The 18,403-nt window shown below is 71.6% G+C and carries 20 protein-coding genes; 10 read left to right on the top strand and 10 right to left on the bottom strand.

Features of this window, described 5'->3' with window-relative positions; translation table 11 throughout:
• Positions 1-4: 4 nt before the first annotated feature.
• Positions 5-655, bottom strand: coding sequence for a response regulator (locus BLS95_RS23490; protein ID WP_090934848.1), 651 nt, complete (start codon positions 653-655; stop codon positions 5-7).
• 65 nt (positions 656-720) lie between these two features.
• Here BLS95_RS23490 and lpdA point away from each other — a divergent pair, with 65 nt between their 5' ends.
• Entirely contained in the window at positions 721-2,100 is a 1,380-nt protein-coding gene (gene lpdA, locus BLS95_RS23485; protein WP_090934845.1) for a dihydrolipoyl dehydrogenase, read from the top strand.
• A 48-nt stretch (positions 2,101-2,148) separates the two neighbouring features.
• Here lpdA and BLS95_RS23480 read toward each other — a convergent pair whose 3' ends face one another.
• The gene (locus BLS95_RS23480; protein ID WP_090934842.1) at positions 2,149-2,610 is read right to left on the bottom strand and encodes an anthrone oxygenase family protein; all 462 of its coding nucleotides are present in this window, start codon (positions 2,608-2,610) and stop codon (positions 2,149-2,151) included.
• 166 nt (positions 2,611-2,776) lie between these two features.
• Here BLS95_RS23480 and BLS95_RS23475 point away from each other — a divergent pair, with 166 nt between their 5' ends.
• Complete coding sequence (locus tag BLS95_RS23475; protein ID WP_218135947.1) at positions 2,777-3,247, top strand: hypothetical protein; 471 nt, start codon at positions 2,777-2,779, stop codon at positions 3,245-3,247.
• Between the two features lie 38 nt (positions 3,248-3,285).
• Here BLS95_RS23475 and BLS95_RS23470 read toward each other — a convergent pair whose 3' ends face one another.
• The 3 genes from BLS95_RS23470 to BLS95_RS23460 form a co-directional block, all read right to left on the bottom strand.
• Positions 3,286-4,104, bottom strand: coding sequence for a nucleotidyltransferase domain-containing protein (locus BLS95_RS23470; RefSeq protein ID WP_245765221.1), 819 nt, complete (start codon positions 4,102-4,104; stop codon positions 3,286-3,288).
• Between the two features lie 218 nt (positions 4,105-4,322).
• On the bottom strand, positions 4,323-5,276 hold the full coding sequence (locus tag BLS95_RS56970; protein ID WP_090935073.1) for a DinB family protein: 954 nt from the start codon (positions 5,274-5,276) through the stop codon (positions 4,323-4,325).
• Positions 5,277-5,306: 30 nt separating this feature from the next.
• Positions 5,307-5,855, bottom strand: a complete 549-nt coding sequence (locus tag BLS95_RS23460) for a hypothetical protein (RefSeq protein ID WP_090934839.1) — start codon at positions 5,853-5,855, stop codon at positions 5,307-5,309.
• Between the two features lie 256 nt (positions 5,856-6,111).
• Between BLS95_RS23460 and BLS95_RS23455 the strand changes: the two genes are divergently transcribed.
• On the top strand, positions 6,112-8,196 hold the full coding sequence (locus BLS95_RS23455; RefSeq protein WP_090934833.1) for a SpoIIE family protein phosphatase: 2,085 nt from the start codon (positions 6,112-6,114) through the stop codon (positions 8,194-8,196).
• Here the strand turns inward: BLS95_RS23455 and BLS95_RS23450 are convergent.
• On the bottom strand, positions 8,193-9,581 hold the full coding sequence (locus tag BLS95_RS23450; protein ID WP_090934830.1) for an FAD-dependent oxidoreductase: 1,389 nt from the start codon (positions 9,579-9,581) through the stop codon (positions 8,193-8,195). The two genes, BLS95_RS23455 and BLS95_RS23450, sit on opposite strands and share 4 nt — an antisense overlap.
• Positions 9,582-9,655: 74 nt before the next feature.
• Here BLS95_RS23450 and BLS95_RS23445 point away from each other — a divergent pair, with 74 nt between their 5' ends.
• On the top strand, positions 9,656-10,612 hold the full coding sequence (locus tag BLS95_RS23445; protein WP_090934827.1) for a helix-turn-helix domain-containing protein: 957 nt from the start codon (positions 9,656-9,658) through the stop codon (positions 10,610-10,612).
• A 114-nt stretch (positions 10,613-10,726) separates the two neighbouring features.
• Here the strand turns inward: BLS95_RS23445 and BLS95_RS23440 are convergent, their stop codons facing one another.
• Positions 10,727-11,185 carry a hypothetical protein gene (locus BLS95_RS23440; RefSeq protein ID WP_090934824.1) on the bottom strand — a complete coding sequence of 153 codons (459 nt, stop codon included), beginning with the start codon at positions 11,183-11,185 and terminating at the stop codon, positions 10,727-10,729.
• Positions 11,186-11,464: 279 nt separating this feature from the next.
• Between BLS95_RS23440 and BLS95_RS23435 the strand changes: the two genes are divergently transcribed.
• Entirely contained in the window at positions 11,465-12,100 is a 636-nt protein-coding gene (locus BLS95_RS23435) for a LysE family translocator (protein WP_176993350.1), read from the top strand.
• Between the two features lie 27 nt (positions 12,101-12,127).
• Here BLS95_RS23435 and BLS95_RS23430 read toward each other — a convergent pair whose 3' ends face one another.
• Positions 12,128-13,135, bottom strand: coding sequence for a LacI family DNA-binding transcriptional regulator (locus BLS95_RS23430; protein ID WP_090934818.1), 1,008 nt, complete (start codon positions 13,133-13,135; stop codon positions 12,128-12,130).
• 138 nt (positions 13,136-13,273) lie between these two features.
• Here BLS95_RS23430 and BLS95_RS23425 point away from each other — a divergent pair, with 138 nt between their 5' ends.
• The 5 genes from BLS95_RS23425 to BLS95_RS23405 all read left to right on the top strand — a co-directional run bounded on the left by BLS95_RS23425 (position 13,274) and on the right by BLS95_RS23405 (position 16,482).
• Positions 13,274-13,849 (top strand): GNAT family N-acetyltransferase, encoded by a 576-nt coding sequence (locus tag BLS95_RS23425; protein ID WP_090934815.1) that lies wholly within the window; start codon positions 13,274-13,276, stop codon positions 13,847-13,849.
• 77 nt (positions 13,850-13,926) lie between these two features.
• Positions 13,927-14,427, top strand: a complete 501-nt coding sequence (locus tag BLS95_RS23420; RefSeq protein WP_090934812.1) for a methylated-DNA--[protein]-cysteine S-methyltransferase — start codon at positions 13,927-13,929, stop codon at positions 14,425-14,427.
• Positions 14,428-14,475: 48 nt separating this feature from the next.
• Positions 14,476-14,970: an RNA polymerase sigma factor gene (locus BLS95_RS23415; protein WP_090935070.1), complete on the top strand. Its 495-nt coding sequence runs from the start codon at positions 14,476-14,478 to the stop codon at positions 14,968-14,970.
• Positions 14,967-15,704, top strand: a complete 738-nt coding sequence (locus tag BLS95_RS23410; RefSeq protein WP_090934809.1) for a methylated-DNA--[protein]-cysteine S-methyltransferase — start codon at positions 14,967-14,969, stop codon at positions 15,702-15,704. The genes BLS95_RS23415 and BLS95_RS23410 overlap by 4 nt, the downstream gene beginning before the upstream one ends.
• A 67-nt stretch (positions 15,705-15,771) precedes the next feature.
• Positions 15,772-16,482 (top strand): haloacid dehalogenase type II, encoded by a 711-nt coding sequence (locus BLS95_RS23405; protein WP_090934806.1) that lies wholly within the window; start codon positions 15,772-15,774, stop codon positions 16,480-16,482.
• 9 nt (positions 16,483-16,491) lie between these two features.
• Here BLS95_RS23405 and BLS95_RS23400 read toward each other — a convergent pair whose 3' ends face one another.
• Entirely contained in the window at positions 16,492-16,914 is a 423-nt protein-coding gene (locus tag BLS95_RS23400) for a hypothetical protein (protein WP_143043846.1), read from the bottom strand.
• 177 nt (positions 16,915-17,091) lie between these two features.
• Positions 17,092-18,324, bottom strand: coding sequence for a cytochrome P450 (locus BLS95_RS23395; protein ID WP_176993349.1), 1,233 nt, complete (start codon positions 18,322-18,324; stop codon positions 17,092-17,094).
• Positions 18,325-18,403 lie beyond the last annotated feature (79 nt).

Below are 18,403 nucleotides of genomic sequence, written 5' to 3'. Positions count from 1 at the left end.
CGGGTCAGGCTACCAACCCGGCCTCGTAGGCGATGATCGCGGCCTGTACGCGGTTGCGTACGTCGAGTCTGGTGAGTATCGCGCTCACGTACGCCTTCACCGTGCCCTCGACGATGTGCATCCGCGTGGCGATCTCGGCGTTGGACAGCCCGGCGCCGAGCAGGGCGAGCACCTGGCGCTCACGCTCGGTGAGGGCCTCGACCCGGTCGCGCGCCCGCGCCCCCTTGGCCATCCTGCCCCCCGCGATCTCGGCGATGACCCGCTGGGCCACCTTGGGCGACAGGTATGCCGCCCCCTCGGCCACCGCGTGGATCCCGGCGATCAGCTCGCGCGGGTCGCCGGACTTGAGCAGGAACCCGCTCGCCCCCACCTCCAGCGCCCTGGCGATGTAGTCGTCCTCGCCGAACGTGGTCAGCATCACCACCGCCGTGTCCGGCGCGACCCTGCGCAGCTCGGCCGCCGCGGCCAGGCCGTCCAGCCTGGGCATGCGGATGTCGAGCAGCGCCACGTCGGGCCGGTGCCGCAGGGCCAGCTCGACGGCCTGCCTGCCGTCGCCCGCCTCGGCCACCACCTGCAGCGACGGGTCGGACTGGAGGATGGCCCCGACCCCCGCGCGGATCATGGTCTCGTCGTCGGCCAGGAGTATCCGGATCACGCCTCTATCCTGGCCGACGGGTGTGGGGTCCGGGGCAGCGGCGGGTGAACGGTATGGTCCGACACATGAGCACTCACTATGACGTCGTCGTTCTCGGCGCGGGTCCGGGAGGGTACACGGCGGCGGTTCGCGCTGCCCAGCTCGGGCTGCGTACCGCGGTCGTCGAGGAGAAGTACTGGGGTGGCGTCTGCCTCAACGTGGGCTGCATCCCCTCCAAGGCGCTGCTCCGCAACGCGGAGCTCGCCCACATCTTCCACAACGAGGCCAAGACCTTCGGCATCAGCGGCGAGGTCACCTTCGACTATGGAGCGGCCTTCCAGCGCAGCCGCAAGGTGGCCGACGGCCGGGTCAAGGGCGTTCACTACCTGATGAAGAAGAACGCCATCACCGAGTACGACGGCCGCGGCACGTTCCTGGACGCCAACACGATCCAGGTGAACGGGGAGACGATCACGTTCTCCAACTGCATCATCGCCGCCGGGGCCAGCACGCGGCTGATCCCGGGCACGCAGTTGTCGGAGCGGGTGGTGACGTACGAGGAGCAGATCCTGACCGAGGAGCTGCCGTCGAGCATCATCATCGCGGGCGCCGGCGCGATCGGGGTCGAGTTCGCGTACGTGCTGCACAACTACGGTGTCAAGGTCACGATCGTGGAGTTCCTCGACCGGATCGTGCCGCTGGAGGACCAGGAGGTGTCGACCGAGCTGGCCAAGCGCTACAAGCGGCTCGGCATCGAGGTGATGACCTCCACCCGCGTGGACTCCATCGAGGACACCGGCGCCTCCGTCAAGGTCACCGTCACCAAGGGCGACCAGACCCAGGTGCTGGAGGCGGACAAGGTGCTGCAGGCCATCGGGTTCCAGCCGCGGGTCGACGGCTACGGGCTGGAGAAGACGGGCGTGGCGCTGACCGATCGGGGCGCCATCGCGGTTGACGGGCGCTGCCGGACGAACGTGCCGCACATCTTCGCCATCGGCGACGTCACCGCCAAGCTGATGCTGGCGCACGCCGCGGAGGCCATGGGGATCGTCGCCGCCGAGACCATCGGCAACGCGGAGACCATGGAGCTGGACTACGTGATGATCCCGCGGGCGACCTACTGCCAGCCGCAGGTGGCCAGCTTCGGGCACACCGAGGCGCAGGCGCGCGAGCTGGGGTTCGACGTGAAGGTGGCGAAGTTCCCGTTCACGGCCAACGGCAAGGCGCACGGGCTGGGCGACACGACCGGCTTCGTCAAGATCATCAGCGACAACACGCACGGCGAGCTGCTCGGCGCCCACCTGATCGGGCCCGAGGTCACCGAGCTGCTGCCGGAGCTGACCCTGGCCCAGCAGTGGGACCTGACGGTCCACGAGGTCGCGCGCAACGTCCACGCGCACCCGACGCTCGGCGAGGCGGTCAAGGAGGCGATCCACGGTCTCGCCGGTCACATGATCAACATGTGAGCTCTCCCGCCCTCCCGCGTGATCGGTACGGCGGGGCCGTACCGATCACTACCAGAGGTGGAGTGCGGTGCCGAGCAGCGCCACGGCGAGTACGCAGGCCCAGCCTCGCAGGTGGTTCCAGCGGGTCCAGCGGGGTGAATAGCCGGCCCAGTCGACCTTGCCGTCGTTGAGAGCGTTGTTCAGCGGCACGTTGACCACGCTGGTCACCAGGATCGAGCCGACGAAATAGACCACGGCGGCCGCGAGGGCCAGGATCCCCGGCAGGCTCGCCCCGGACACCAGCAGGAGCACGCCCGCGGCCAGTGAGAGCACCGGCGCCAGCGTGAACGTCAGCAGGAACACCCGGTTGAGGATCTTCTGGTTGACGCTGCGCATGGCAGCGGCCGCCTGGTCCTGGTCGATCGCGTCGAGAGCGGGCATCACCGCCACCGAGAATGCGAAGAAGAGGCCTGCTATCAGGCCGTTCAGCACGAGCGCGACGATCGCCGCGACGGCCGCCAATACGTCCATCCCCCAATGATCCACCCTGACCCGGAAGAAAGCACCGCATCGCCTTATCCGCCGGGTGAGGTACCGGTTTCTCACGAGATATTCAGAATCCGCTGAGGAACATCTGATGCGGGGCGGAGAGCTTGGAGGCGACCGAAGAGCTCTCGTATCGGATGGGTGGTCCCGCATGACCTCAACGCCCACTGGCATCACCGAGCGGCCGGCCCGCCGGACCGGTCCCCTCACGGTGCGCCTCGGACTGCTGGCGCTGACCGCGATCGGCATCATGGGGGCGGCGGCCGAGCTCGCCTTCGAACGCCACTGGCAGACCACGACCCAGCTGATCCCCTGGGCGGCCCTGGTCCTGCTGGTGCTCGCGCTGGTGCTGATCGCCACGGGCGACTCCCCTGGAAGGGTCACCGTGGCCCGCTGGCTCGCGCTGGCCGTGCTGCTCGCCTCGGCGTACGGGGTCTTCGTGCACGTGAACGTCAACCACGGCGCGGGCGCGTTCGACCCCGCCTGGGACGGCCTCCCGCCGCTCACCCAGTGGTGGTACGCGCTCACCAAGTCGGTCGGCGACGCCCCGCCGCTCGCCCCCGGCATGCTGGCCCAGAGCGCGCTGCTCCTCCTGCTGACCACGCTCGCCGCGAAGCGTTGACCACGTTCTCCGCGAAGCGTTAGGAGCGGGACGAGGCGTCAGGAGCAGGTGGCCCTTACCTCGGCGATCAGCCGCTCGGCGGTGGCGACGGTGCTCGCGATCTCGTCGGGGGTGCTGCCGACGGCGGCCAGCAGTGCCTGGGCGCGCTCGGCGAACTCCGGCGGCGCCGACGGGAGCCGGCCAGCGGCCGCGATCATGCCCTTCTCGTTGACCAGCCAGGCGCCGTCGATGGCGTGCAGCGCCTGACATACGACACCGAGCGCGCGGAACAGACATCCGGCCGCGTACGCCGGGTCGTGCCCGGTGGCGCCGTATCCGGCGATCTGGAGCGCGAAGCCGGCCTCCCACAGGCCGCGGATCAGCGCTGTACGCAGGGCCGGCGGGTAGGCGGTGGTCTCCGCGCGCAACGCCGTCAGCTCTCCGGTGGGGTCGGCGAGGATCCGGCACATGGCGACCTCGCCCGCGTAGGCGTGGGAGTAGAAGCCCAGCGGGTGTCCCGCCTGGACGCCGATCTCGTAGCGGCCGGCCTGGCAGTCCGCCCAGATCCGGCGCACGCGGTCGAGGTCGCGGTAGATCCAGTCGACCCGCCACCCGTCCACGGTGAGCCAGCCGCCGCCGTCCACCCACGGCCCCCAGCCGCCCGGCTCGGTGACGTCGGTGGGGGTGCCGGTGAGGTCGCGAGCGAGCGCGCGCAGGTCGGCCACGGCCAGCGGGGGCCGGTAGTAGAGGCCGAGGTCGATGTCGGAGTCGGGGCGGTGGGTTCCGCGGGCCCGGCTGCCGCCCAGCACGACGGCGACCACGCCGGGCACCTCGGCCAGGCGGGCGGCGATCGCCGCGAGCTTCTCGTCGTCCAGCACGCCCGGCAGCCTAGCGGCCCCGGCAGCGCCCTTCCGGGTGCAAACGCAGGGGCGCCCTTCCAGGCGCAGAGGGCGTTCTTCCGGGCGCAGGGGGCGTTCTTCCGGGCGCAGGGACGTTCCCGGGGCACGGGACGTTGTTCCCGAGGGCGGGGCGTTCCCCGGGCGTGGGGGCGTTGCTCCTGGGCGTGACGGCGCCTGTTCCGGGACGCGGGGGCGTTCTACTGGGGTGGGTGGGGGGCCTCGGCGGGTGTAGGGGGGTCGGTGGTGGGGGGCTGGTGTCGTTCCAGGTAGGCGATGGTGTGCGGTTGCTTGAACCACTGTGCCCAGCCGAGCGGGGTGGCGCCGAAGAGGGGGTCGGTGGCGGTGAGGTCGGCGCCGTGCCGGACCAGCAGCCGCAGCGGGCCGACCGCGCCGGCGCCGGCGGCGTGGTGGGCCGGGGTCCGGCCGGCCGCCGTACGGGCGTTGACGTCGAAGCCCAGCTCGACCAGCACTTCGATCGCGTCCCAGCGCTGCCACGCCGCCGCCTCGGCCAGCAGGCCGGGGCGCCCGGCGCGGGTGCGGTCGAGGAGCGCCGGATCCTCGGCCAGCATGGCCGCGATCGCCGGCCGGTCGCCCGCCAGGCAGGCGGCCACGAACGGGTCACGCGGCCCGAGCCCGCGGTAGAGGTCGCGGACGACGCCGATCTCGGCTCCGTGGTGCACGAACTCGTCGAGGATGTGCAGGGCGAAGGCGGTGCCGTCGGCGTCGGCGTACGGTCCCGCGATCGGGCCCATCGCGCGCCCGAGGTCGTCCGCGCTCAGGGCGGCCAGCCGCCGGCGCCACACGTCGTAGGCGTGCTCCAAAGCGCGCAGTGCGTCGGCGGCGGTGCCCGGCACCCCCGGCACCCCGTCCTCCGGTGCGGGCTTCTGCCCGAACCAGGTCGCCGTCCGCTCGGCCTGCAGGATGTCGATGAGGTGGGTGACCCGCCAGGCGATGGTGGTGAACGGCGACGGCTCGGGCGGCAGCCCGCCCCCGTCCGCGACGTATGAGCCGTCGTCGCCGGGATGGACCGTCCAGGAGTCCGGGATCGGCGTCCAGAGGTATTCCGCGTCGGTCAGCCCGTCCAGCCGGGTACGCAGGCGCTGCCAGGCGAAGTCGGACAGGTCCAGGAGGTTGTCCAGGAGTGTGGCCATGGACAGCACGCTACGCGGCGTGGCCGGCGGTTACCGGAAATGGGCGCCCGCCGCCGGGGTCAGCAGGAGCACGATGACCAGGACCGAGCCCAGCGTCGCCAGCCAGAAGCGGAGCACGACCGCGGGGCGCAGCCAGGAGGGGAACGCGCCGACGGCGGCGCCGAGCAGCGCCCGTACGTCGATGTCGCGCACCCGCGGGTCGGCGGACCTCCTGAAGGCGGCCTCGGTGTACCGGCGGGCGAACACCTGACTGGCGGTGACGGAGCCGACCGCGACCAGGACGACGGGTTCGGCGATCCACGACAGGGTCCGGCCGAGTCCCTCACCGGTGAGGTTGAGCCAGCCCAGCGCCGTCAGGGCGGCCGCGATGGCCAGCGCCAGCGCGAGCTCCCAGGGTTTCTCCCTGAAGTTGATGCCGTGCTGGGCGAGCACGCCGCCCGGCAGGCCCTGCCGGGCCATCTCGGCCTCGGCCGCCCGCTGCGCGGCGCCACCGAAGATCTGCGCGAGAAGCGGGAGGACGAGGAACGTCGCCGCGAGAAGTAACTGCAGCGCTGCGGCAAGGGCGACGGGGAGCGGCATGAGCGGCCTCCTGCGAGATGACTTGAACAATGTGCAAGTACGACGATAGGGGGCGACTTGAACGCTGTGCAAGTAGTAATTGAACGCCGTTCAAGACCGGATGGCTCGTCGCCGCTCCATATTTCGGCAATCGGCAGGTCAACAACCGTCGGAAACGGATTACCCGGACCTGCTTCGGAGGGTTGATAGTGACATATCCCCTCAAATGCGACAGCAGCACGGGGGCGATCGTGACCTAGGCGGGGGGATGACAACGATGGGCGAGGCTGCCGACCGGACGCTCAGCGGCCTGCCCTTCGACGTCTTCGACTCCGCCCCGGTGGGAGTGGTGGCGACCGGCGGCCCCGACCACCGGCTGGTCTACGCCAACGCCACCTTCCAGGAGATCGCCGGCGAGCGCGTACTCGGGCTGCCGATCCGCGAGGCCCTCGGCGACCTGCACCAGCAGGACTACTTCGGGCTGATCGACTGGGTGCTGGAGACCGGCGAACCGCTCAGCCTGCGGGAGCTGCCCCTCGATTTCGGCGACCGTACGAGAGCGGACGGTCAGCGGCGCTACTCGATCAGCATGTCGAAGATCTGGCTCGGCGCCGACGAGGCCGGCGTACTGCTGGTGGTCGCGAAGACCGCCGGTCAGGCCCGGCGCGGCGGCGAGCTGGACTCCATCGCGGAGGAGCGGCGCAGGTTCGTCCTGCGTTACCAGAGCCTCATGCGGGTCGAAACGCAGGTCGTGTGGGTGATGGCCCCCCTGGGCCAGGTGGCCGAGCCGAGCCCGGGCTGGGAGCAGATGACCGGTCAGAGCTGGCCCGAGTACAGCGGCGAGGGCTGGTTGCGGGCCGTTCACCCCGACGACCTGCCGGGCGTCCGCGACACCTGGCCGGAGGCCCGGCTGCAGGGCCGGTGGGACCACGTGGTCCGGCTGAAACTGGCCGGTGACGGCTACCGGCACGTGCGCACGCGCGCCGTCCCCGTGATCGAGAACGGCGAGGTGGTCGAGTGGGTCGGTACGTGCGCCGACGTCGAGCACGAATGGCAGGAGGAGCAGCGCAGGAAACTGCTCGACCAGGCGGCCGCGGCGACGGCCGACATCGGCGGCCTGGACGAGGTGCTGGGCATGCTCTGCCACGTGCTCATGCCCAGTGTGCTGGACGGGATCGGGATCTACCTGGTCCCCGACTTCGACGGCCAGCCGCCCGAGCCGCTGGTGGCCGAGAGGTTCGTCAGCATCGTACGGGAGGGGCTCGGGCCGGAGCCGCAGCCGGGGACGGTACGTTTCGGGCCGCGCACCGCCTTCGTCCAGGCGGTCAGGACCCGCCGGCCGGTTCACCGGATCTTCCCGCCCGGCGACTTCCCGCCGGACCTGGCGCCGCCGGGGGCGGACGAGTGGTTCAGGAGCGCCAAGGCCAACAGCATCGCGCTCGTACCGGTGATCGTCGACGGTGCCGTGGCGGCGGTGCTCGACGCGGTGATCTGCGGATCGCGGGAGCCGATCGGGCCGGCCGACGTCGACCTGCTGGGCCGGATGCTCGACCACGCCCATGCCCACCTGAGCAACGCCATGCGCTTCCAGCGCACCCAGCGGGTGGCGCTCGCCCTGCAGAACTGCCTGCTGCCCGACCCGCCGGACGTGCCGGAAATGGAGATCACCGCCCGGTACCGCCCGAGCGCCACCGCCGTCGAGATCGGCGGCGACTGGTACGACTCCTTCCTGCTGCCCGACGGGGCGACGATCCTGACCATCGGCGACGTCGGCGGGCACGACCTGGCCGCCGCGGTGACCATGAGCCAGCTCCGCAACATGCTCAGGGGCCTGGCCATGGACCGCCGCGAACCCCCCGGTGACATCCTGCGTCGCCTGAACGTCGCCACCGAGGCCCTGTACGGCGACGGCACCGCGACCTGCATCCTGGCCCGGCTGGAAGGTCCCGAGAACGGGGAATGGCGGCTGGAGTACTCGGTGGCCGGGCATCCGCCGCCGTTGCTGGTCACGTACGAGGGCGAGGGTCGTTTCCTGGAGGGCGCGCTCAACCCCCTGCTCGGCTACGGCAACGACCAGCCGCGCACCAGCGCCGTCGCCATGCTGCCGCCGCGCGGCACCCTGCTCTTCTACACCGACGGCCTGGTGGAACGGCCCGGCGAGAACCTGGACGACGGCCTGGAACGACTGCGCCGGCACGCCGAGTCGCTGGCCCGCGCGCCCATCGACGACTTCTCCGACCAGGTGCTCGCCCGGATGCCCATCGCCAGGAAGGACGACATCGCCATGATCGCGGTAAGGCTGCCCGAGATCCAGGACCGGCCACTGACTGGCTCGATCAAACTGCCCGATGATCCCCTTTAGCGGATGATGGTGCCGAGGACCTCGTTGAAGGCCTCCGTCGAGCTGGGGTGGGTGTAGACGGCGTCGCGCAGCTCGGCGGCCTTGATGCCGTGGCGCATGGCGAGCGCGACCGTGTTGATCAGCTCCTGCGCGTCCACGCTCAGCAGCGCCGCCCCGAGGATCTCGTCCGTCTCCGCGTCGATCACGAACTTCATGACCCCACGGGTCTCCTCCACGACATGCGCACGGGGCATCGCCACGATGTCGGCGACCAGCTCGCCGGCGATCTTCACCTGGCGGCCCTCGTCACGCGCCTGCCGTTCGGTGATGCCGACGGTGGCCAGCGGCGGGGTCATGAAGAGCGTGTTCGGGATCGCGACCCGGTCCGTCGTGGAGCGCGTGCCCGTGCCGGTGAGCTGGTCCAGGACGATGCGGCTGTCGTCCAGGGAGACGTAGGTGAACTGGGGTCCGCCGTTGACGTCGCCCAGGGCGAAGATGTGCGGCCGGCTCGTACGCAGGTACTCGTCGACCACGATCGCGCCCCGCGCCGTGACCCGTACGCCGGCGGCCTCAAGCCCGAGGTCGCCGGTGGCCGGGGCGCGCCCGGTGGCGGCGAGCACGGCGTCGGCCTCCAGGGTGTGCCGGCGGCCGACCTGCTCGTAGACGACGGTCGTGGCGCTCTCGTCGTCACGCACCTCCATGACCCGCACGCCCGTGACGATCCCGACGCCCTCGCCGGTCAGGATGCCCGTGGCGACGGCCGCGACGTCGTCGTCCAGTCGGCCGAGGATCTTCGGGGCCTGCTCCAGCACGGTCACCTGGGAGCCGAAGCGGCGGTAGATCGAGGCGAACTCGATGCCGAGGAACCCGCCGCCGATGATCACGAGACGTTGCGGCAGCTCCGTCGTCTGGATGAGATCCGTGCTGGTCACGAGGCGCTTGCTGGCCCGCAGGCCCGGGACGTCGGGGATGATCGGCTCGGCGCCGGTGTTGATGAGGATGGTCTCGGCGACGACGGCGAGCCGGTTCGGGCCGGTACCGACCTCGACGGTGTGCGGGTCGACGAACGTGGCCCGGCCCGTGACGACCGTGACGGTGTCGGCGTCGTTCAGCGCGTCGTAGTTGTCCGAGCGGAGGAGCCTGGTGAGCGTCCGCACGCTGCCGACGGCCCGCTCGTACCACTCCTGCGGCGGGTCGTCCGGGCGGCGCTTGCCGGCGTGGTGCACGAGGGCCTTCGTCGGCACGCAGCCGACGTTGGGGCACGTGCCTCCGTACATGCGGCTGGACTGCTCGACGAGCACGACGCGGCGGCCCAGGCGGCCCATCGCCTTGGCGACGGTCTTGCCACCCTTGCCGAAGCCGATGACCAGGACGTCGGCGCGGAGTGTGGTGTTCGGGGTGCTCATACGATCAGTCTTCGACGCCTAGAATTGAGCCCGTAAGGCGAAATCGGCTCACTTTTGCTCGCGAGCGTCTCATCATGGACTGGATCAGCGAGATCGTCCGGCTGACTCGCGTGCAGGCGATGCTCGACAAGCGGTGCCTGCTGGCGGGTGCGACGACCATCGACATACCCGCGTACGGCGCCGGCGAGGCGCCCTTCCATCTGCTGCTCGACGTCAGGTGCACCATCGAGCTGCCCGATCGGTCCGTGGAGCTGGTGGCGGGCGACGTCGTCCTGCTGCCCGGTGGCCCGGCCCACCGGGTGCGGACGGCGGGCGCGGGCGGTCAGGGGGTGGTCGAGGTGCCCGGCAGCGCGTTCACCACCGTACGCAGCCGGAGTGGGCGCAGCGTCGTGGACCTGCTGTGCGGGCACTACACGTTCGGGAGTGGCGCGGGGGCGATGCTCCTGCGCAGCCTGCCCGATCCGCTGCACGTGTCGTTCGGGCGGAGCGACTCCTACGGGCGGAGCGACTCGTACGGGCCGGGCGACTCGTACGGGCGGGGCGATGAGGTGGTCCGGGTGTTGAGCGCTCTCATGCGGTGGGAGGCGCGGAACGAGGGGCTGGGCACCGCCACGATCCTGTCGTCGTTGTGCGGCGCGCTGCTGGCCATGGTGCTGCGGGCCTCGCGCAACCGGTTCGTCGGGGCGGCGGCGTGGACGGCGGCCGACGACCGGCGGTTGCGGCCGGTCATCGAGGCGGTGCTGGCCGATCCGGCGGGCGACTGGACGATCGCGCGGCTGGCGGAGGTGGCGGCCATGTCACGGGCCACGTTCGTACGGGTCTTCGCGCGCTCGACCGGGCTGACGGTCGGGCAGTTCCGCACCCAGATCCGGCTGATGATCGCGGCCGATCGTCTCATCGAGACGGACCTGACGGTCGCGGCGATCGCGGCGGGGGTCGGCTACGCCTCCGAGTCGGCCTTCAGCCGGGCCTTCCGGCTGGCCACGGGCACCACCCCGGCCCACTTCCGCCGCACCGCCCCGAGCCGTTGACGCATTTCGGGCGGCCGATCGGCGTGGTGGGTTCAGGTGAGCGGTTGCTCACGTCGTTCGCCGGCGAGGAACCGGGCGGGCCCGGCAGGGGTGCCGGGCCGCCGATCCTCGGCCTCAGTGGTGGTCGCGCCCGGAGTGGTCGTCGTTGTCGTGGCCCTTGCCGCCGTGGTGGGCATGGCCGGCGTGGCCGTGGTCGTTGTGCTTCACGTGGTGGGTGCGGGGGCGGCCGTTCAGGTCGTCGCGGTCAAGGGAGTGGTGCCGGGCGTAGGCGGCCGACACGGGCTTCCACTTGCCGTCGTCCCACCGGTAGAAGCGGTGGCCGTCGAAGCGGTAGCGCTCGCCGTGGCCGGCGCTGTACCAGTCGCCGTGGCCGCTGTAGCGGTACCACCACCGCAGGCCGTCCCAACGCTGCAGGTAACCGCCGTGCCGTGCTGTCACGGAGGTGGCGGCGACGGACACGCCTTCGACCTGGCCGGTGGCCGCCGCGGCGGCTCCACCCGTGGAGAACAGGATGCCGCCCGTCACCGCGAGGGTCGCGGCCGCGGACGCCAGTCGCCAAGTGATCTTCTTCATGGTCGTTCGTCTCCTTCGGACACACGCCGCTCCGGTGACTCCGGAGGCCGGCGTGCTCACTGTGTTACGCCCGTGTTAAACCGGACATATCGCCCGAATAGTTCCAATCATCCCATGATGTGATGATCCTCACTCGCAGCCCCTGCGTGGTGCCGGCCATGGCCCGGCGGGCCAATACACTAAAGCGGCAGATATCGGAATGAAGGTCCTAAAGCGCGCACGTTCGAACCGGTGACCGCCCGGGATTTTCGGCACGCGGATCCGGGAGGGCGGGCTCTGGTGATCGACTGGGTCGGGTTCGTCCCCGCCGCCGTGCTGGCCTCCCTGGTCCCTGGCGCGAACCAGCTGCTCGGTCTGCGGAACGCCGTGCGCCACGGCAGCGCCTACGCCCTGGCCGGGATCGGCGGCAGGCTGGCCGCCTTCGTGGTGCTCATCGGGCTGGTCGTTGTCGGGCTCGACGTACTGCTGTCCACCGGTTCCGCCGTGCTCACGGTGATCAAGTGGATCGGCGTCGCCTACCTCCTGTGGATCGGGTTGACCAGCCTGCGGCACGCGTGGCGGCCCCGGCCCGCCGCCCCGGCGGGCTCGCCGGCCGACTCCGGCCGGACGCTGTGGCCGCTCGTCGCCAACGAGTTCGTCGTCGCGATGAGCAACCCCAAGGCGTTGCTGCTGTTCGCCGCGCTGCTCCCCCAGTTCACCGGCGGGCCGGACGCGGCGGCGGGCCCGCAGCTCGCCCTGCTCGGCGCCGCCTACCTGCCCATCGAGCTGGTCGTCGGCCTCGGGTACGTCGGCCTCGGCAGCGCGCTCGGCGCGACCGGGATCTCGGCCAGGACCCATCGCAAGATCGACGCGGGCAGCGGCGTCTGCTTCCTGGGGCTCGCCGGGCTGCTCGCCGCGGAACACGTCGCCCTGTAGCCCTCCTGGATCGGCGTGCGGGCCGCGTCAGGCGGCCAGGCTCGACCCGCGGACGACCAGTTCGGTGGCGAGCTCGATGTGGCGGGACTCGATCCTCTCGCCGGCCGCCAGGCGCAGCGCCGTACGCAGGGCGACGCCGCCCATCTGGCGCAGCGGCTGGCGGACGGTGGTGAGCTGCGGCGAGCTCATGGTGGCGATCTGGGTGTCGTCGAAGCCGACGACGCTGAGGTCGTCCGGGACGTAGAGACCGCGCGCCCTGGCGGCCTCGATGGCGCCGAGTGCGCACTCGTCGCTGGCGGCGAAGATGGCCGTGGGCACGGGCCGCAGGTCGAGCAGGGCGGCTCCCGCCTTCAGCCCGTCGGGATAGCAGTAGCCCGGCGTACGGACGTACTGCGGCGGCACGGGCACGCCGGCGGCGTCCATGGCGGCGCGGTAGCCGTGCATGCGCGCCTGGTTGGAGGCCGCGTTGGCGGGGCCGCCGATATAGGCGATCCGGCGGTGGCCGAGAGCCAGCAGGTGCTGGGTGGCGGACATGCCGCCGGCGAAGTTGGTGGCGCCGACGCTGATGACGGGCTCGCTCGGCATGTTCAGCGGGTCGATGACCACCACCGGCAGGCGGGCCCTGGCCAGCGCGGCGAGCTGGGCCGGCTCGTTGGTGACGGAGATGAGCGCGTGCCGCCCGGCGGCGACCAGGTCACCGGCCCAGGAGGGTTGGCGGCCGGCCGCGCCGTGGGCGATGGCGACGACGACCGCCGCGCCCAGCTCGGCCGCCGCCTCGACCGCGCCCTGGACGATCGCGCTCGAATAAGCGCACAGCAGCCCGTCCACCTGCAGCTCGACCGTGGTCAGCGCGGTCTGGCGGCGGTGCGGCGAGCGGGGGACGTAGCCGTGCTCCAGCAGCATGGCCTGCACCGCCGCCCGGGTGGCCGGCGCCACGTCGCTGCGGCCGTTGAGCACCTTGGACACGGTCGCCACCGAGACCCCGGCCGAGGCGGCGACGGTGGCCAGAGTGGCGCGCCCGAAACTGGTCGCCATCGGTTCCTCTCTGAACGCCTGATCTCCACTGTAAGGGTGGGTCCCGCGCCGCGCCTGGTATGAGCCGGTGCCCGTGCGGGACGGCCGTCATACTGGGCACTCGGTTGTCGATCCATCGGACGAACGGTGCGCGAACGCATGCCTCCCCTGATCCCCCCGGTCATAGCGCCCGGCTCGCTGAGCAACGCCCCGCAGCCCGTCATGACGGCCGGGCCGGATCTGCTGTTGCGGCCCTGGTCGCCGGCGGACGCCCCCATGATTGTCGATGCCTTCCGCGATCCGGCCACCCGGCTCTGGCACGGCCGCAGCGTCGACACGATCGCGGAGGCGGAGGAGCTCATCCAGCGTTACATCCGGGGCTGGCGCACCGAGTCCAGTGCGAGCTGGGCGTTGACCACGACCGCGGGCGAGGTGCTCGGCCGGGTGGCCCTGCGCGGCATCGACCTGGAGTGGGGCATTGCCGAGGTGGCCTACTGGATGCGGGCCGCGGCCCGTGGGCGGGGCGCGGCCCCGGCCGGCGTCCTGGCGCTCAGCCAGTGGGCCTTCGGCGTGGGGGTTCACCGGCTGCTCCTCAACCACTCGACCAGGAACACGGCGTCCTGCCGGGTCGCGGAGAAGGCCGGGTTCGCCCTGGAGGGGATCAGCCGCAGCGCCGTGCCGCACGCCGACGGCTGGCATGACATGCACGCGCATGCCCTGATCAGCCCATTGTGACGGCTGGATCTCACGTTTTCCGGCCCGTGGGCGTCTACCCGGTGAAAGGGAACGCGTCCGCTCGGGAGGGCAGGAACATGACACGGACTCACACCGTCATCGCGTCACCGGTGGGCAACCTGGTCGCGGTCGCCGAGGACGGCGTGCTCGGGCGACTCTACTTCGAAGGGCGCCGCCGTGGCCCGGCGGTACCGGACCTGGGCACGTACGTCGAGGCAGGTTTCGGGGAGCTGCGCCGGCAACTCGCGGAATACTTCGCCGGTGAGCGGCGGGACTTCGAGCTTCCCGTCGCGGCGGCGGGTGACGAGCAGCAGCGGCAGGTGTGGAAGCTGCTGGCGGAGATCCCCTACGGCGAGACCCGCACGTACGGGGAGCTCGCGCGGCAACTCGGCGACGTCTCGCTGGCCCAGGCGGTCGGCGCGGCCTGCGGCGCCAACCCCGTCCTCGTGGTGGTGCCGTGCCACCGGGTGGTGGGTGCGGGCGGCCGCCTGACCGGGTACGCCGGAGGGTTGGAACGCAAGCGCTTCCTGCTGGAGCTGGAGGAGCCCGCCGAGGCGAAGGAGGCGCGGCTGTTCTGAGCCGCGATCTCACGTTCCGGCACCACCGGACGTCTACAAGATGTGACCATGCGACCCTTCGAACAGATCGTGACCGACTACGGCCCCATGGTGCTGCGCGTGTGCCGGGCGGTGCTGGGGCCGCAGGACGCGGAGGACGCGTGGTCCGAGACGTTCCTGTCGGCGCTGAAGGCGTACCCGGATCTGCCGCCGGAGGCGAACGTCGAGGCGTGGCTGGTCACGATCGCCCATCGCAAGGCCATCGACGTCACCCGAGCCGCCGCCCGCCGGCCCACGCCGGTGGCCGAGCCGCCGGAGCGGCCGGCCGAGCGCGGGCGGCCGGAGGACTGGGACGGCGACCTGTGGCGGGCGCTCAAGGCACTGCCCACCCGGCAGCGCCAGGCGGTGGCCTACCACTACCTGGCCGGGCTGCCGTACCAGGAGATCGCCGCGATCTGCGGCGGCAGCGTGGACGCCGCGCGCAGGGCGGCGGCCGACGGCATGAAGAACCTGCGTAGCACGTATCCGGCGGTCGCCGATGACGAGGAGGAGGCAGCTCGATGATCACCACAGCACCGGCATGCAGCGTAGAAGGCGGGCGGCCGTTCGCGGCGTTGCCCGAGGAGAGCGGGCGGCCGTTGGCGGCACTGCCTGAGGAGGGCGGGCGGCTGTTCGCTGCGTTGCCCGCGCGGGACGCGGCGGCGATGGCCCGGCTGCGGGCCCGGCTGGCGGAACAGGCGCAGCACGAGGGGATCCTCGACGTGGCCTACCGCACGCTGGACACGCCGGTCGGCAGCCTGCTGCTGGCCGCCACGGCGCAGGGCCTGGTACGGGTGGCGTTCGACGTACAGGGCCACGACGCGGCGCTGCGGCAGCTCGCCGGCCAGGTCAGCCCCCGGGTGCTGCTCGCCCCGCGCCGCCTGGACGAGGTGAGCCGGCAGCTGGAGGAGTATTTCGCCGGCCGGCGCACCCGGTTCGAGGTGCCGCTGGACTGGCGGCTGTCGAAGGGGTTCCGGCTCGGCGTGCTCAGGCATCTGAGGGACATCGGCTACGGCCGTACCGAGAGCTATGCCGAGGTCGCCGTGGCGGCGGGCAGCCCGCGAGCGGTCCGCGCGGTGGGCACCGCCTGCGCCACCAACCCGCTCCCCGTCGTGGTGCCCTGCCACCGGGTGGTCCGCTCCGACGGCAGCGCCGGAGGCTACGCCGGCGGCGCCGATGCCAAGCGCGCCCTGCTCGCCCTGGAGTCACCGGCGTGGCATCGGAAGCCGGGGCGGTTGGGCGGCGATCCTGTGGAGTGAGGGCACTCGCGAGGGGCGATCGTAGGCCGCCGCCTCCGACCGCTGACCGAGGAAGAGGACGAATCCGATGAACCACGCCGCGCAGCCGCCAGGCGACGAGCCGTCGGTGATCGTGTTCGACGTCAATGAGACGCTGATCGACCTGGGGTCGATGGACCCGCTCTTCGAACGGATCTTCGGGGACCGGCGGGTCAGGCGGGAGTGGTTCGGCCACCTGATCACGTATTCGATGGCGATCACCCTGTCGGGCCTCTACGAGGGGTTCTTCGCCCTGGGCCAGGGGCTGCTCAGGATGGTCGGCGACATCCACGGCGTCCGGGTCACGGACGCCGACGTCGAGGAGATCAGGCAGGCGATGCTGACGATGCCGGCGCATCCCGACGTGGAGGCGGGCCTGACCCGGCTGCGGGAGGCGGGCTTCCGCCTGACCACCCTGACGAACTCGCCGCCCAACCCCGGCGGTCAGAGCCCGCTGGAGCACGCCGGGCTGGCGCACTTCTTCGAGCGGCAGTTCAGCGTCGAGAGCGTGCACGCCTACAAGCCCGCCCGGCAGACCTACCACCTGGTGGCGCGGGAGCTGGAGGTGCCGCCGTCGAGGTGTTTCATGGTGGCCGCGCACGTCTGGGACACGATCGGGGCGCAGGGTGCCGGCTTCGGGGCCGGGTTGATCACCCGGCCGGGCAACGCGCCGCTGCCGATCGCCTCGCTGCCGCAGCCCGACCTCGTCGCACCGGACCTGCCCACCCTGGCCACCCAGCTCATTGAGCGACGACCATAGGGGGTCCGGTCATTCCGGCGGCGCCTCGTCGAGAGCCTTCGCCCAGTGTTCGATGGCGGCGTGCACCTGGTGGCGATCGTAGCCCCGGAGCACCACGTCGAAGTACGTCTCATGCACCTGCGCGCTGGTGATCTCGCCCGCCTCGACGCGGGCTCGCAACGCGTCCACCTGGCTGCGGCTGTAACCCCGGAGCGCCACCTTGAAGAACACGGGCACCGTGTCCAGAAGCCGCGCCCATCTCTCGATCATCACCACGACCTGGTGCACGTCGTATCCGTCCTCGACCAGGTTGGCGCGGAGCGACGCCAGTTCGGCCAGCAACTGGTCGCCCGTCAGCCGCTCTTCCCCCACGCGAGCCCGCGCGATCCGCTGGGCCAGCCGGTCGAATCCCGCCGGATGTATCCCCGTAGGGCGTCTGTCTAAGTCCGCCATCCCCTGATGATGGCGGCGACGCGGGCGCGCCGCCAGGGGTCATCCGCAGCCGCTATTCAACCGGCGGTCGGGGGTTGCAGGGGTCGCCGATGGCGGTACTGAGCCTGGCCTCGCGCAGCTGGGCGGACACCGCTCATGCGGGTCCGTCCGGCCGGGCGGACTCGCATGAGGCGCCGATCACTGTGTCCATTCGAGGTGGAGCGAGAGAGGGCCTCGGTGGTCCAGCGTGGCGCGATACTCGATCTGCTGGTCCGGCACGAGACGGAGGCCGGGCAGGCGCTCGGCGAGCAGGCGCAGGGAGACCTCGATCTCGCGGCGGGCCAGACCGGCCCCGGGACAGTAGTGGGCGCCCTGGCCGAAGACCACGTTGGCCTGCGCCGGCCGGGTGATGTCGAACTCCTCGGCCCGGTCGAAGGCCTCCTCGTCACGGTTGGCGGCGGCCAGGCAGAGGGCGAACTCGGTGCCGGCCGGGAAGTCCCGCCCGCCGAGGCTGGTGTCGGCGGTCGTCACCCGCAGGAACAGGTGGGTCGGGGTGTCGTAGCGGGCGATCTCCTCGGCGGCGTTCGGCGCGAGGTCGGGCCGCTCCTGGAGCAGCCGCCACTGGTCGGGGTGGGACAGCAGCCGGAGCAGGCCGTTGCCGAGCAGTGCCGAGGTGGTGATGTGGCCCGGCAGGGCGACCCCGAGGACCAGGCCGACGAGTCCCGCCTGCTCTTCGGCGGTGAGGGGCGCGTCACCCGGAGCGTACGCGGCGATGTAGTCGCTGATCACGTCGTCGCGCGGCGCGGCCCGGCGCTCGGTGACGTACCGCATGATGAGGTGCTGGAAGCGAACCCACGACCGGGCGCACCCGATCTGCTCCTCGTCCGAGGCGAACCGGTGCCCCATTCCCATGGCCGCCGCGGCCCGGCTGTCGTCACCGAACGCCTGGATGTCCTCCTCCGCGAACCCGACCAGCCGGGCGATCACGTCGACCGGGAGCCGGTTGGCGTACTCGGCCATGAAGTCGACGCGACCGTCCTTGGCGAAGCCGTCGATGAGGAACGACGCCCGCTCGGCGATGTACGGCTCGGCCGCGTCGACGCGTTCCGGGGAGAGAGCCGCGGCGGCGGGGGCGCGCAACCGGCGGTGAGCCTCGCCGTCCATGGTGATGTACGACTCCCGCTGCGGGAAGCCCTCGGCCAGCGTCTCGATCACCGCCGGAGGGAACGGCTCCCACGGCCGCAGGGTGTTGGCCGAGGAGAAGGTCTGCCCGTCGCGCAGGACCCTGCGCACGTCGGCCATCTTCGTGACGACCCAGGCGCCGATCACCGGAGAGTAGAACAGCGGCTCCTCGCGCCGGGCCCGCTGGTAGAAGGGGTAGGGATCGTTCAGGTGCGCGCGGAGCGGGTCGTAGAGCTCGCCCAGGGACATGACCATGCCCTTCGCCGGAAGGCTGGAAAATTGCCCCGAATATAACCCGGCTCAGCGGCAGCCAGAAGGCGCCCGGCGG

It is taken from the genome of Nonomuraea jiangxiensis, from assembly GCF_900099965.1.
In the GTDB taxonomy this organism is placed as follows: domain Bacteria; phylum Actinomycetota; class Actinomycetes; order Streptosporangiales; family Streptosporangiaceae; genus Nonomuraea; species Nonomuraea jiangxiensis.
This window is presented reverse-complemented; position numbering and strand designations above follow the sequence as displayed.